Raw genomic sequence first — 13,044 nt, forward strand, 5'->3', positions numbered from 1 at the left:
TGAAACCTACATAACTCATTGAATCTCAAGGAGTTTTCCGTTTCGACTGCGCCGGAAGTGGGGCGAATTATAGACTTCTGGAATCTGCCGTCAATCACTAATTTCGCTTTTCTTGCAAAACAGGCTTTTTACCCAGCAAACGCGGGATTCGCCGAGTTACTGGAGGAATCCGCAGCACCAGAAGGACGACACCGATAAAGGCATAGACCGCCCACTCTTTAAGATCGGCACGCACGATCCACAACATATGCAGCAAACCCAACCCTAGAATCACGTAAACCAGCCGGTGCAGCTTCTTCCAGCGAACACCCAGCCGACGCTGACTGTAGCGGTTCGACGTCACGGCCAAAGCCAACAATCCGAGAAACCCCAGAGCCCCGACAATAATGTAGGGACGCTTGCGCAACTCGACACCCAGCTGCGACCAGTCAAATCCCAGGATGAACGCCATATAGCTGGATAGATGCACCACGACGTAGGCAAAACACCACAAGCCCAATTGCCGACGCACAGCAATCCACCCTGCCCACCCAGTGAGCTTCTGCAACGGCGTCATGCTCAAGGTGATCAGCAGCAACACCAAAGTGCCCAGCCCTAGCCGATCAACCAGGACCTTGCCGGGATCAGGCCCAAGCAAATCCGCAAAGGCCTGATAGAACCACAGCAACGGCCAGATCGCCGCCGCAATGAAAACGCCAACACGCCACAACGGATATCGCATCAGTAATTCTTCCGCAGATCGAGGCCCGTATATAAAGAAGCGACCTCCTCCGAGTAGCCGTTGAACATCTGCGTATCGCGCACATTCGGCTTGAACAGACTGTTCGGCAGACGCCGCTCGCGTGCCTGGGTCCAGCGCGGGTGATCAACTGTCGGATTCACGTTCGCATAAAAACCGTACTCGTCCGCTGCAATGCTCTGCCAGGTTGTCTTCGGCTGCTCACTGACCAGACTGATGCGCACAATCGACTTCACGCTCTTGAAGCCGTACTTCCACGGGACAACCAGACGTAAGGGCGCACCATTCTGATTCGGCAGCTCACGGCCATACATGCCCACGGCGAGAATCGCCAAAGGATTCATCGCTTCGTCCAGCCGCAAGCCTTCAACATACGGCCACTCGATCAGGGCAAACCCGGAACGCTGACCCGGCATGCTCTTCGGATCCTGGAGAGTTTCAAAGCGAATGTATTTAGCCTTCGAGTTCGGTTCTACCTGCTCCAACAGCGCAGAGATGGGAAAACCGATCCATGGAATCACCATCGACCATGCTTCTACACAACGCAGGCGATAGATGCGCTCCTCCAACTGATAGGGCTTCATGAAATCTTCCAGCGCATAGCGGCCCGGCTTCCCCACCTCACCGTCCACCACCACACTCCACGGTTCGGTTTTCAGCGACGCAGCATTGGCCGCCGGATCGCCCTTGTCGGTACCGAACTCGTAGAAGTTGTTGTAATGGGTCGCGTCCTTGAAAGGCGTGATCGCCTCATCCTTGACGTTCACTGCCCCCCATTTGGTAGAAGGCAGCTTTTCGTTGAACCAGGCAGGAGGTTTTCCAGGATCGACATCGGCATAGCGCGCAGCATCTTCGGCGCTGGCCCAACGCGGCAGGCCAGTCATTGCCAGACCGGCAGCAGTAGCCCCAAGCAATTGGCGACGAGACAGATAAATGGATTCAGACGTGACGTCCGACTCATGGCAGTCGGACGCTTTAGGGACTTTGATCAGCATGGCAACTCCGCAGTTTTGGAGGACAGATGCACCATTGACTGCGGAGTATGAGGGAAATTACATCACTCGGCGTTTTTGTGACGACGAAGACGTAACAAATACTGCACCGGGCCAGACGCTGCATAGGCAAGAAATACCAGCAACAGAATACGTGGCGGATCGCTGAATACAACGGCGAACACCAGCACCACGGCAAGGATGGCTACGAATGGCACACGCCCCTTCAGGTCCAGCTCCTTGAAGCTGTTGTACTTGATGTTGCTGACCATCAGCATGCCGGCAGCAGCCACCATCAACGCGACCAGGAACGACATCTTCGACCCCTGGATCCCGTAATCGCTGAAGGCCCAGACAATCCCCGCCACCACACCGGCAGCGGCCGGACTGGCCAGACCGATGAAGTAACGTTTGTCAGCGGTACCGACCTGCGTGTTGAAGCGTGCCAGACGCAATGCCGCGCCAGCGACATAGATGAAGGCGACCATCCAGCCGACCTTGCCCATGTCGCCCAATGCCCAACCGAATGCCAGCAGCGCGGGCGCGACACCGAAGGCAACCATGTCCGACAGCGAGTCGTACTCGGCGCCGAAAGCACTTTGTGTGTTGGTCATGCGTGCTACACGGCCATCAAGACCATCGAGCACCATGGCGACAAAAATCGCGATGGCGGCGAAGGCGAAATACTTGCTCGCGTTCGCACTATCCCCGGCGCTCAACGCAGCCTGGGCACTCATCGAGTTGATGATCGAATAGAACCCCGCGAACAGGTTCGCAGTGGTGAACAGATTCGGCAGCAGATAGATACCACGATGCCGGACTTTACGACCTTCTGCGTCATGCCCCTCTTCGATATGTTCATCGATGGGCAGCAGGCTTTCGGCGTCAGAAGCCTTGTTCGGCTCTTCGGGACGTTCGCTCATGGACATTACCTTGCAACGGGTTGGACAGGTGTCTGGGACGACGGTTCGGCCACAAACGCTGCTGCTTTATACCAGAACCATCGGCCCATACGAAAAAACGCGGCCGAGGCCGCGTTTTTTCATACAAGGGACGACGACTTAGTTTTTGGCTTTGTCGACGATCTTGTTGGCACCGATCCACGGCATCATGGAGCGCAGTTGCTCGCCGATGATTTCGATACCGTGAGCGGCGTTGTTACGACGCTTGGCGGTCATCGAAGGGTAGCCGGTTGCGCCTTCGCTGATGAACATTTTGGCGTATTCGCCGTCCTGAATACGTTTCAGGGCGTTGCGCATGGCCTGACGCGACTCAGCGTTGATCACTTCCGGGCCAGTCACGTACTCGCCGTATTCGGCGTTGTTGGAGATCGAGTAGTTCATGTTGGCGATACCGCCTTCGTACATGAGGTCAACGATCAGCTTCAGTTCGTGCAGGCACTCGAAGTAGGCCATTTCCGGCGCGTAGCCAGCTTCAACCAGCGTTTCGAAGCCGGCTTTAACCAGTTCAACGGTACCGCCGCACAGAACGGCTTGCTCGCCGAACAGGTCGGTTTCGGTCTCGTCCTTGAAGGTGGTTTCGATGATGCCGGTACGACCGCCACCAACGCCTGCAGCGTAGGACAGTGCAACGTTTTTGGCGTTGCCCGAAGCATCCTGGTAGATCGCGATCAGGTCAGGAATGCCGCCGCCCTTGACGAACTCGGAACGCACGGTGTGGCCTGGAGCTTTCGGCGCGATCATGATCACGTCGAGGTCAGCACGCGGCACAACCTGGTTGTAGTGGATCGCGAAGCCGTGGGAGAAGGCCAGGGTGGCGCCTTTCTTGATGTTCGGCTCGATTTCGTTCTTGTACAGAGCAGACTGGAACTCGTCCGGGGTCAGGATCATGACCAGGTCGGCAGCAGCAACAGCCGAAGCAACGTCAGTCACTTTCAGGCCGTGAGCCTCGGCTTTGGCAACAGTGGCCGAACCTTTACGCAGACCAACAGTAACGTCAACGCCGGAGTCTTTCAGGTTGCACGCTTGAGCGTGGCCCTGGGAACCGTAACCGATGATGGCAACTTTCTTGCCCTGGATGATCGACAGGTCGCAGTCTTTTTCGTAATAAACTTTCATGAAATTCCCCTATATATCCAGGCCGTTCAGGCCATTCACTAAATTGGTTTAGATGCTGAGTACTTTGTCGCCGCGGGCAATACCGGTCACGCCGCTGCGGACGGTTTCCAGAATCGATGCGGTGCCGATGGACTGAATGAAGCTGTCGAGCTTGTCGCTGGTACCGGTCAGTTGAACGGTATACACGCTGGCGCTGACATCGACGATCTGTCCACGGTAAATATCGGTGGTGCGTTTGATCTCGGCGCGCTGGGCGCCAGTGGCCTTGACCTTGACCAGCATCAGTTCGCGCTCGATGTGAGCACTTTCCGACAGGTCGACCAGCTTGACCACTTCGATCAGCTTGTTCAGGTTTTTGGTGATCTGCTCGATGACTTCATCGTGGCCGACTGTGGTCAGCGTCAGACGCGACAGAGTCGGGTCTTCGGTTGGCGCCACGGTCAGGCTTTCGATGTTGTAGTTGCGCTGCGAGAACAGGCCGACAACGCGAGACAAAGCACCGGGTTCGTTTTCCAGAAGCAAGGAAATAATGTGCCGCATGATTAAGTACGCTCCGTCTTGCTCAGCCACATATCGCGCATGGAGCCGTCTTTGATCTGCATCGGGTAGACGTGCTCGCTGGTGTCGACCGAAATATCGATCACCACCAGGCGGTCCTTCATGGCGAACGCCTCTGCCATCTTCGACTTCAAATCTTTCGATTCGGTGATGCGTACGCCGACGTGGCCGTAGGCTTCAGCCAGTTTGACGAAGTCCGGCAACGATTCCATGTAGGAGTGCGAGTGACGGCTGCCGTAGCTCATGTCCTGCCACTGACGAACCATGCCCAGAACACCGTTGTTGAGGATGACGATCTTCACCGGCAAACCGTATTGCAGGCAGGTCGACAGTTCCTGGATGTTCATCTGGATGCTGCCTTCGCCGGTAACGCAGGCAACATCGGCGTCCGGGAAGCTCAACTTGATGCCCATGGCCGCCGGAAAACCGAAGCCCATGGTGCCCAGACCACCGGAGTTGATCCAGCGATTGGGTTTGTTGAACTTGTAGTACTGCGCCGCGAACATCTGGTGCTGGCCTACGTCGGAGGTCACAAAGGCGTCGCCCTTGGTCACTTCGCACAAGGTTTCGATCACGGTCTGCGGCTTGATGACGCTGCCGTCACCCTTGTCGTAAGGGAACAGACCGCGGTCACCGCGCCATTCATCAACCTGCTTCCACCAGCTGGCGACGGCTTCCTTGTTCGGGGTCTCGCCAATTTCCTTGAGGATCGCGACCATTTCGGTCAGCACGCTCTCCACCGGACCCACGATAGGCACGTCGGCCTTGATGGTCTTGGAGATCGAAGCCGGGTCGATGTCGATGTGAATGATCTTGGCGTTCGGGCAGAACTTCGCCGGGCCGTTGATCACACGGTCATCGAAACGCGCGCCGACCGCGAGGATCACGTCGGCATGGTGCATCGCCAGGTTGGCGGTGTAGCTGCCGTGCATGCCGAGCATGCCGATGAACTGCCGGTCGGTGCCAGGGTAAGCACCGAGGCCCATCAGAGTATTGGTCACTGGCAGATTGAGCATCTGCGCCAGTTCGGTCAAAGGCTCCGAACCGTGGCCCAGAATCACACCGCCGCCGGCGTACATCACCGGACGCTTGGCCGCCAGGAGCATCTCTGCTGCCTTGCGGATTTGCCCCGAGTGACCGCGTACGGCCGGGCTGTAGGAACGCAGCTTGGCTTTCTTCGGGAAGGTGTATTCGAACTTCTCGGCCGGGTTGGTCATGTCTTTCGGGATATCGACCACGACCGGGCCCGGACGACCGGATTGCGCCAGGTAGAACGCTTTCTTCATGACTTCCGGGATTTCCGAGGCGTGCTTGATCATGAAGCTGTGCTTCACGATCGGCCGGGAGATACCGATCATGTCGGTTTCCTGGAACGCGTCGGTGCCGACCATGGTGCTTGGCACCTGACCGGAAATGATCACCATTGGAATCGAGTCCATATAGGCGGTCGCAATACCGGTGATGGCGTTTGTGGCGCCAGGACCGGAAGTCACCAATACCACGCCGGCTTTACCGGTGGCACGGGCGTAGCCGTCAGCCATATGGGTTGCCGCTTGTTCGTGACGAACCAGGATGTGAGTCACTTCCGGTTCTTTGAACAGGGCATCGTAAACATGCAGGAGAGCACCACCCGGGTACCCGTAGATATATTTGACGCCTTCGTCACGCAAGAAGCGGACGAGCATCTCACCGCCAGATAAAAGCTCCACGTTGTTCACCTCTAAAACGCCAGAATACCGTCCACAAAAAAGCGAACGGGTCTTAATAGGTTTACTTCTCGGCAGAGCATGAGCGACGGTGGTCGCCGACTACGTCAGCACTGACTGAGCAAGTATTGGGATCGTCCCAAGTGTTGCGGGCCTTTCCCACCCAGCGCGAGGTAACGCGTTGCGGGTGTAACAGGTCGGCGCGGGTATGCGCCTCATGATCTACCGAGTGGGTCTGCTTCTGGCAGTCCCTCTACAGCGGACTTTGGATTCTTCTGTTTCGCCCTCTGCAAGTCAAGCCGTCAATGTGGTTAATTGTGGGTAAGCACATGAGAACGCAAGAAAAAACCCGGAAAGCGCTACTCTGTTAGCTTCAATTGCGCAGTTTTGCCAAGGAATCAGCATGCGAACGTTCCTCCTGACTCTGTTGATCGGCCTCAGCCCGTGGTGCATGGCCGGTCAAATCTACAAGTGGGTCGATGCTCAAGGGGTCACGCATTTCGATGCGCAGCCGCCACAAGGACAACCTTCGACCTCCATACAGACGCCCTCCCCGCCTGCAATCAAACCGCCGGCAATGCCAGGCAGCAGCACGATTGGCGATCAAAAAGCCATCGACGGTAAAGTGAAAGAGCAGGTTGCCGAGCAGCAGGCGCAGCTCAAAGTTTTTTGCGATCAGGCGCGGACGAATCTCGCGCAGTTGCAGAACAACCCGCGCTTGAGAGAGGAAGTCGGTGGAGAATTGCGGCGACTGAGCGATACACAACGCCAGGAACGTGTGACCGAGGCGCAGAAGCAGATCGCAGAGAACTGCCAATAACAAAACTGTAGGAGCTGTCGAGTGAAACGAGGCTGCGATCTTTTGATCTTGCATTTATAAAAAGCAAAGTCAAAAGATCGCAGCCTCGTTCCTCGACAGCTCCTACAACGAGCCGGAGTTAGCGGGAAGCGGTGATCAGCAGGTCGAACTCCTTGAGCAAGACCTGAAGTTGGCGATCCTTGCCCTGCACATTGCGTGCGGCGAAGACCATTTCTGCCATTTCCTGAATGCCCGAGGCGTTCGGCAATGGCAGATCCTGCTCGACGATCATCTTCATCCGTGGCAGGAAAATCCATTGCAGCCACTGCTCGAAATCCAGCGTATCGACCGAGAACGGCTCGACACTGCTCAAGGCTTCGGCAGATGGCTGCACTTCGTCCCACCAGCCTTGCGTGCGCAATTCACGCTCGATCAGCAGAAGCTGATCGGCGATCTTCGGGAAGCGTGCATCCATTACAACGCTACCTTGGCCTTCTGACGGGCCAGTGTGGCGCCGGCGGAATCGCCTTGTTTCTCACGTGACTGCGCGATCAATTCCCACAGGTTGGCCTGCAAGTCCGGACGACCGTTGGCCATGGTCAGCGCACGACGAGCGAATTGCTCGGCTTGCGGCGCATCGCCTTGGGCCATGCGTACTTGCGCCAGACGGTAAAGCACTTGCGGCTCTCGCGGCGCGACACGCTGGGCGCGCTCCAGGCTGGAAGAGGCACCATTTAGGTCGCCACCGGCCTGTTGCTGTTGCGCGGTGGTCAGCAGCGCCAGCACCGGGCCGTCCAGTTGCTCATCGGCCGACAGACCGCCGCCGCTGCTCGCCGACGGAATGCCGCTCGGCGACGACGGCATGCTGTAGCTGCCGGAGTTGATCGGCGCAGACTCGACTGGCGACGGATTGTACGGCCCGGAAGTAATCCCGCCGGTCGATGGGCCAGGCACGATTGGCGCAGAGCTGATCGGCGCCGATGTTGTCGCGCCGCCACCCGGCACCATCACCACAACGCCGGTATCGCCTTGCGGGATAGCTTGAGGCTGGGCCTGCGCAGGACGCTTGACGGTGGTCTGACGGAAACCGCCATTGGCCGAAATGCGTTCGCTGTTGGACACGGCGGTGCCGGAATCGACAACCGGAATCGAACCACGCTGTACGGTAGAGCAGCCACTGAGCAAAGCCACGGCAGTCACCGCTGGAATCAACCACTTGTTCACTTGAAACCCTCTTTGCTTAATTCATCCAGCCCTTGACCCAATCCATCACCGACTCGCCGGAAGCAGGCGTTTCGCTTGCACAGGCGGCGCCGGGAGGCGGCTCACTGCCGCGAATATACGGCATCTGCACCGCGCCCGGGCAGTTGGCATCGGAACCTTGTCCGGTACGCGAATCGACCCAGGCCTGCACCACGTTGTCCGGCTGCGGCATGTCCAGCGGCAACGGATCGGCCTTGCGCATGAAACTGGTCCACACCTGCAACGCACCGGTCGCACCGGTGAACGGCGTCTTGCCGTTGTCGTCGCGACCGAGCCAAACCACCGCCAGCAGATCCTGGCTGAAACCGGCAAACCAGCTGTCGCGCGAATCGTTACTGGTACCGGTCTTGCCCGCCAGCGTCAGGGTCTTCGGCAGCACGTTGTAGACCGAACTGCCAGTGCCTTCGCGCATCACGCGTTGCATGGCGTTCTGAATCAGATAGATCGAGGCCGGGTCGAAACGCTGTTCGATCTGGAACGGGTAACGCTTGAGCGGCTCGCCCTCGGCAGTCAGCACGCTGCGAATCCCGCGCATCGGTGTGTTGAACCCACCGTTGGCCAAGGTCTGGTACATGGTCGCCACTTCGATCGGCGTCATGCCACCGGCACCCAGCAGCATCGACGGGTAAGCCGGGAACTCACGAGTTACACCCAGACGCCCCAACGTCTTGAGGACATTCGGCACGCCGACCGCCAGCCCGAGACGCGAGGTCGACAGGTTGTAGGAATGCGCCAGCCCTTGATAAAGGAACACCGTGCCGTGGGAACGCCGGTCATAGTTCTGCGGTTTCCACACTTGGCCGTCCGCACCTTTGACCGATAACGGATCGTCCGACAGCCAACTGGTCAGCGTGTACTGGCTTGGTTTCTCCAGCGCCGTCAGATACACCGCCGGTTTGATCAACGAGCCGATTGGCCGCACCGCATCCAGCGCGCGGTTGAAGCCGGCGAAACTCGCCTGACGGCTACCGATCATGGCCTGGACTTCGCCGGTTTCCGGATTGGTCACGACCATCGCCGCTTCGACATCGTCGGAACCCTTGCGCCCGGACAAACGTTTGAAGGTGTCGTTGACCGAAGCCTCGGCCTTCATCTGCAGAATCGGATCAAAACTGGTGAAGATCCGCAGACCCTCTTCGGTCAAGTCTTCATCGCGATAGTCTTCGCGCAACTGGCGTTTGACCAGATCGATGAAGCCCGGGAACGAGCTGTCAGCCAGCTTGCCGCGAGTGGTCACACCCAATGGCATCAGTTTCGCCGCAGCGACCTGTTCGGCAGTGGCCACGCCCTGCTGCTCAAGCACATCGAGCACAAGATTACGGCGTTCAAGCGCGCGCTCAGGGTTGCGCCGCGGGTTGTAATAGGACGGTCCCTTGACCATGCCTACAAGCAACGCGACCTGATGCAGCTTCAACTCGGACAATGGCTGGGCGAAGAAGAACTGGCTGGCCAGACCGAAACCGTGCACCGCACGCTGACCGTCCTGGCCGACAAACACTTCATTAAGGTAGGCCTCAAGAATGTCTTTCTTGTCGTAATGCACTTCCAGCAGCAACGCCATCATCGCTTCAGTAAGTTTGCGGGTCAGGCTGCGCTCGTTGGTCAGATAGAAGTTTTTGACCAACTGTTGGGTCAGGGTACTGCCGCCCTGGGTCATCTTGCCGCCAGAGGTGTTGACCCAGATCGCCCGGACAATCGACTTCGGCGACACGCCCCAGTGACTGTAGAAATCCCGGTCTTCAACGGCAACCAGGGTTTCCAGCAGATAGGGCGGCACCTGATCGAGTTTGATCAGAATCCGGTCTTCGAGGTTTTTCGGGTAGATCCCGCCGATCATCAGCGGCTCAAGACGCACCACCGATAGCTTGGAGCCGTTGCTCGCCGACAGCTCGGCGACGTAATCGCCGGAAAAGCGCACGCGAACCGGCTGGGGTTTTTCCAGGCCTTCGTAGAACTGGAAGCCACGGGTATTCAGATCGACGGTGTTGCCACTGACAGCCGCAGCGCCGGGGCCGTTGCTCACGGCTTCACGGCGATAGCCCAAGGCATCGAGTTCGGTGAGGAAATCGTCCTTGCTGAGCTTTTGTCCGACGAACAGCTCGAGCGGGCGCGCGTATACCTTGGCCGGGATGGTCCAGCGCTTGCCGGAGAACTTCTCCTGCACCACGGCATCAAGGTAAACGGCGAAGCCGGCCAGCACCACAAGGCCGACCAGACTGAGTTTAATGGCCCAGCTCAGCCAAGGGTTCATGCCCTTGGATGGTGGTTTTTTCTTGGTACGGGGGGATCGAGTTCGAGTCATGGCGGCGGATTATACGCACTTTATTCAGACTCGATAGAAGCGCTCCGAGGTTTGCGTCAGGCTGGCGAGCGGCCATAATGGCCGCCTCGAATTTCCCCCAGTCTCTGAAGGATCGCCCGTGAGCCAGTCTCTGATCGCTGCCCTGCAAAACCCGGCCCTCTACCCGCATCCCGTCGACGGGTTCCAGGTCATCGAAACCCACATCTCGTGGGTGCTGCTCACCGGCCCGTTCGCTTATAAAGTGAAGAAACCGGTGAATTTCGGATTTCTCGACTTCACCGGCCTCGAAGCCCGCGCGCATTTTTGCGGTGAAGAGCTGCGTCTGAACCAGCGCCTGACCGATGATCTGTATCTTGAAGTGTTGCCGGTGACCGGCACTGCCGAGGCTCCGCAACTGGGCGGCGACGGCCCGGCTATCGAATATGTGCTGAAAATGCGCCAGTTCCCGCAATCCGGTCTGCTCAGCACCCTGCAAGCCAACGGCGAGCTGACCACCACGCATATCGACGAGATGGCTGAGCAGATTGCCAAGTTCCACCTCAGCGCGCCAAAAGTCCCGGCCGAACACGACGCCGGCACCCCGGACAGCGTGATGGCACCAGTGCGGCAGAACTTCGAACAGATCCTGCCATTCCTCAGCGACAAGAACGATCTGCTGCAACTCGAAGCGCTGCAAGCCTGGGCTGAAAGCAGCTTCGAACGCCTCAAGCCGCTGTTCGCCCAGCGCAAGGCCGACGGTTTCACCCGCGAATGCCACGGTGATATCCACTTGGGCAACGCCACGCTGATCGACGGCAAAGTGGTGATCTTCGACTGCATCGAATTCAACGAGCCGTTCCGCTTCACCGATGTCTACGCCGACACCGGTTTCCTAGCGATGGACCTCGAAGACCGCGGCCTGAAATCCCTCGCCCGTCGCTTCATCAGCCAATACCTGGAACTGACCGGTGACTATCAAGGCCTGGAAGTGCTGAACTTCTATAAAGCCTACCGCGCGCTGGTTCGCGCCAAAGTCGCACTGTTCAGCATGCCGGCGGACGCCACCCCGGTGCAGCGCGCTACCACCCTGCGCCAGTACCGCAACTACGCCAACCTGGCGGAAAGCTATAGCACCATTCCTTCGCGCTTCATGGCGATCACCCACGGCGTTTCCGCTGTCGGTAAAAGCCACGTGGCCATGCGTCTGGTCGAAGCGCTGGGCGCGATTCGTCTGCGTTCCGATGTGGAGCGCAAGCGTCTGTTCGGTGAGCAAACCGTGGCCAATGATGTGCAGGCCGGGATCTACAGCGCCGATGCCAGCGCTGCCACCTATGCTCGCTTGCACGAGATTGCCGACGTCATCCTGCATGCCGGTTTCCCGGTGGTAATCGACGCCACTTACCTCAAGCGTGAGCAGCGCGACAACGCCGCCAAGGTTGCCGAAGCCACTGGCACGCCGTTCCTGATCCTCGACTGCAACGCACCGCAAGCGGTCATCGAGAGCTGGCTGGCGACGCGTCAGGCAGATAAAAAAGATCCGTCCGACGCAACGCTGGCCGTGATCGAAGCGCAGCAAGCCAATCGCGAAGCGCTGAGCCCGGAAGAAATTCTGCGCAGCAAACGTGTACAGACCAACGAATCCGGGACTCTGGACACCGTGGTCGCGCAGATCCGTCAGCGCCTGCCAGGTCTGTAAGAAACTATTTCGGCCGTGACGCCATCGCTGGCTTCACGGCCGCCAAATAGTGGCACTATACTGGCGTCATAAAACCAACAGGTGATGTGACATGAGCCAGCCGAAACTTCTCGACACCCCGCTGTATGCCTTGCTGCACAAAGACGACATAACCGGTTTCAACAACGAGCGCCCGCAAGACGGCCCGATCGATATGGTCGGTGGCGATTTTCGTGGTCTCGACCTGCGTGAATTGAACGCCGATGGCGTGGATTTCCGGGACGCCTACTTCCGTTCCGCTGATTTGCGTGGCATCGACTTTCGCCAAGCGGCGCTGGAAGGCGCGAGCCTGGCCCATGCGCAAATCTCCGGCGCCTACTTTCCGCCCGAGCTGAGTGCCGACGAGATTCTGATGTCGATGAATTTCGGCACCCGCCTGCGCTACCGCACCCGCTAACCCGCGAAACACCTGAACCTGTCCAGCGCCCCCGCTTTGCGCTGGACTGCGTGACTTTAGAATTCCTCCTACACCCTTCCCGACTTCTATCCCGCTGAAATATCAGACCGGGCTTAGAAGCGTTTGCGTCGAATCCGACCAAAGAACCACGCTTTTCCTGCTGATGACTACACTCCTGAGAAGCTCGCCCACGCCCCGCTCGGCCGTCGCAAGGAGGCTTGATGAATGATGAACTGCAACACCTGAAGAATCTTGGCAAGACGTCGGCGCAATGGCTGCATGCCGTGGGCATCCACAGCGCCTCGGACTTGCGTCGCCTGGGGGCGGTGGACGCCTACCGCGCCGTGCGTACGCGCGGGTTCCGGGCGTCGAAGGTGTTGCTGTATGCAATCGAGGGCGCGTTGATGGATGTGCACTGGAACGACATTCCCGCCGAACGCAAAGATGCACTGAACAAACAGCTCGATGCCATTTCCGCTCGCCACAAGAACTGAAC

13 protein-coding genes are annotated in these 13,044 nt (G+C 58.3%); 4 read left to right on the top strand and 9 right to left on the bottom strand.

The features are described 5' to 3' along the window. Nucleotides 1-97: 97 nt before the first annotated feature. The 6 genes from msrQ to ACOI8A_RS24170 form a co-directional block, all read right to left on the bottom strand. Entirely contained in the window at nucleotides 98-721 is a 624-nt protein-coding gene (gene msrQ / locus ACOI8A_RS24145) for a protein-methionine-sulfoxide reductase heme-binding subunit MsrQ (RefSeq protein WP_420648387.1), read from the bottom strand. After that, nucleotides 721-1,734 (bottom strand): protein-methionine-sulfoxide reductase catalytic subunit MsrP, encoded by a 1,014-nt coding sequence (gene msrP / locus ACOI8A_RS24150; RefSeq protein WP_420648388.1) that lies wholly within the window; start codon nucleotides 1,732-1,734, stop codon nucleotides 721-723. Before msrP ends, msrQ begins: the two co-directional genes overlap by 1 nt. 62 nt (nucleotides 1,735-1,796) lie before the next feature. Continuing rightward, the gene (pssA, locus tag ACOI8A_RS24155) at nucleotides 1,797-2,654 is read right to left on the bottom strand and encodes a CDP-diacylglycerol--serine O-phosphatidyltransferase (RefSeq protein WP_186546929.1); all 858 of its coding nucleotides are present in this window, start codon (nucleotides 2,652-2,654) and stop codon (nucleotides 1,797-1,799) included. A gap of 138 nt (nucleotides 2,655-2,792) precedes the next feature. After that, nucleotides 2,793-3,809: a ketol-acid reductoisomerase gene (gene ilvC, locus ACOI8A_RS24160; RefSeq protein WP_007948647.1), complete on the bottom strand. Its 1,017-nt coding sequence runs from the start codon at nucleotides 3,807-3,809 to the stop codon at nucleotides 2,793-2,795. Nucleotides 3,810-3,857: 48 nt separating this feature from the next. Further along, nucleotides 3,858-4,349: an acetolactate synthase small subunit gene (ilvN, locus tag ACOI8A_RS24165; RefSeq protein WP_003176102.1), complete on the bottom strand. Its 492-nt coding sequence runs from the start codon at nucleotides 4,347-4,349 to the stop codon at nucleotides 3,858-3,860. Between the two features lie 2 nt (nucleotides 4,350-4,351). Beyond that, on the bottom strand, nucleotides 4,352-6,076 hold the full coding sequence (locus ACOI8A_RS24170) for an acetolactate synthase 3 large subunit (protein WP_420648389.1): 1,725 nt from the start codon (nucleotides 6,074-6,076) through the stop codon (nucleotides 4,352-4,354). 400 nt (nucleotides 6,077-6,476) lie between these two features. Here ACOI8A_RS24170 and ACOI8A_RS24175 point away from each other — a divergent pair, with 400 nt between their 5' ends. Further along, nucleotides 6,477-6,893: a DUF4124 domain-containing protein gene (locus ACOI8A_RS24175; protein WP_420648390.1), complete on the top strand. Its 417-nt coding sequence runs from the start codon at nucleotides 6,477-6,479 to the stop codon at nucleotides 6,891-6,893. Nucleotides 6,894-7,011: 118 nt separating this feature from the next. Here the strand turns inward: ACOI8A_RS24175 and ACOI8A_RS24180 are convergent, their stop codons facing one another. From ACOI8A_RS24180 to mrcB, 3 genes are read right to left on the bottom strand one after another with little or no spacing between them, the layout of a single operon-like run. Then, a complete protein-coding gene (locus ACOI8A_RS24180) occupies nucleotides 7,012-7,347 on the bottom strand; it encodes a YqcC family protein (protein WP_420648391.1) in 336 nt (111 codons plus the stop codon). Beyond that, a complete protein-coding gene (locus ACOI8A_RS24185; protein ID WP_420648392.1) occupies nucleotides 7,347-8,096 on the bottom strand; it encodes a hypothetical protein in 750 nt (249 codons plus the stop codon). Before ACOI8A_RS24185 ends, ACOI8A_RS24180 begins: the two co-directional genes overlap by 1 nt. 16 nt (nucleotides 8,097-8,112) lie before the next feature. Beyond that, the gene (mrcB, locus tag ACOI8A_RS24190; RefSeq protein ID WP_420648393.1) at nucleotides 8,113-10,437 is read right to left on the bottom strand and encodes a penicillin-binding protein 1B; all 2,325 of its coding nucleotides are present in this window, start codon (nucleotides 10,435-10,437) and stop codon (nucleotides 8,113-8,115) included. Between the two features lie 118 nt (nucleotides 10,438-10,555). Here mrcB and ACOI8A_RS24195 point away from each other — a divergent pair, with 118 nt between their 5' ends. The 3 genes from ACOI8A_RS24195 (at nucleotide 10,556) to ACOI8A_RS24205 (ending at nucleotide 13,042) form a co-directional block, all read left to right on the top strand. Next, nucleotides 10,556-12,112 carry an AAA family ATPase gene (locus ACOI8A_RS24195; RefSeq protein WP_420648394.1) on the top strand — a complete coding sequence of 519 codons (1,557 nt, stop codon included), beginning with the start codon at nucleotides 10,556-10,558 and terminating at the stop codon, nucleotides 12,110-12,112. Nucleotides 12,113-12,203: 91 nt separating this feature from the next. Next, nucleotides 12,204-12,548, top strand: a complete 345-nt coding sequence (locus ACOI8A_RS24200; protein ID WP_420648395.1) for a pentapeptide repeat-containing protein — start codon at nucleotides 12,204-12,206, stop codon at nucleotides 12,546-12,548. Between the two features lie 221 nt (nucleotides 12,549-12,769). Continuing rightward, complete coding sequence (locus ACOI8A_RS24205; protein ID WP_053123870.1) at nucleotides 12,770-13,042, top strand: TfoX/Sxy family protein; 273 nt, start codon at nucleotides 12,770-12,772, stop codon at nucleotides 13,040-13,042. The last annotated feature ends 2 nt before the right edge of the window (nucleotides 13,043-13,044 follow it).

Source organism: Pseudomonas sp. P4795, from assembly GCF_048822895.1.
GTDB lineage: Bacteria > Pseudomonadota > Gammaproteobacteria > Pseudomonadales > Pseudomonadaceae > Aquipseudomonas.

Coding starts and splice junctions, on each gene's coding strand:
- ACOI8A_RS24180 (WP_420648391.1), bottom strand. CDS start 7,347: ATGGATGCACGCTTCCCGAAGATCGCCGATCAGCTTCTGCTGATCGAG.
- ACOI8A_RS24175 (WP_420648390.1), top strand. CDS start 6,477: ATGCGAACGTTCCTCCTGACTCTGTTGATCGGCCTCAGCCCGTGGTGC.
- ACOI8A_RS24205 (WP_053123870.1), top strand. CDS start 12,770: ATGAATGATGAACTGCAACACCTGAAGAATCTTGGCAAGACGTCGGCG.
- mrcB (WP_420648393.1), bottom strand. CDS start 10,437: ATGACTCGAACTCGATCCCCCCGTACCAAGAAAAAACCACCATCCAAG.
- ilvC (WP_007948647.1), bottom strand. CDS start 3,809: ATGAAAGTTTATTACGAAAAAGACTGCGACCTGTCGATCATCCAGGGC.
- pssA (WP_186546929.1), bottom strand. CDS start 2,654: ATGAGCGAACGTCCCGAAGAGCCGAACAAGGCTTCTGACGCCGAAAGC.
- msrQ (WP_420648387.1), bottom strand. CDS start 721: ATGCGATATCCGTTGTGGCGTGTTGGCGTTTTCATTGCGGCGGCGATC.
- ACOI8A_RS24200 (WP_420648395.1), top strand. CDS start 12,204: ATGAGCCAGCCGAAACTTCTCGACACCCCGCTGTATGCCTTGCTGCAC.
- msrP (WP_420648388.1), bottom strand. CDS start 1,734: ATGCTGATCAAAGTCCCTAAAGCGTCCGACTGCCATGAGTCGGACGTC.
- ilvN (WP_003176102.1), bottom strand. CDS start 4,349: ATGCGGCACATTATTTCCTTGCTTCTGGAAAACGAACCCGGTGCTTTG.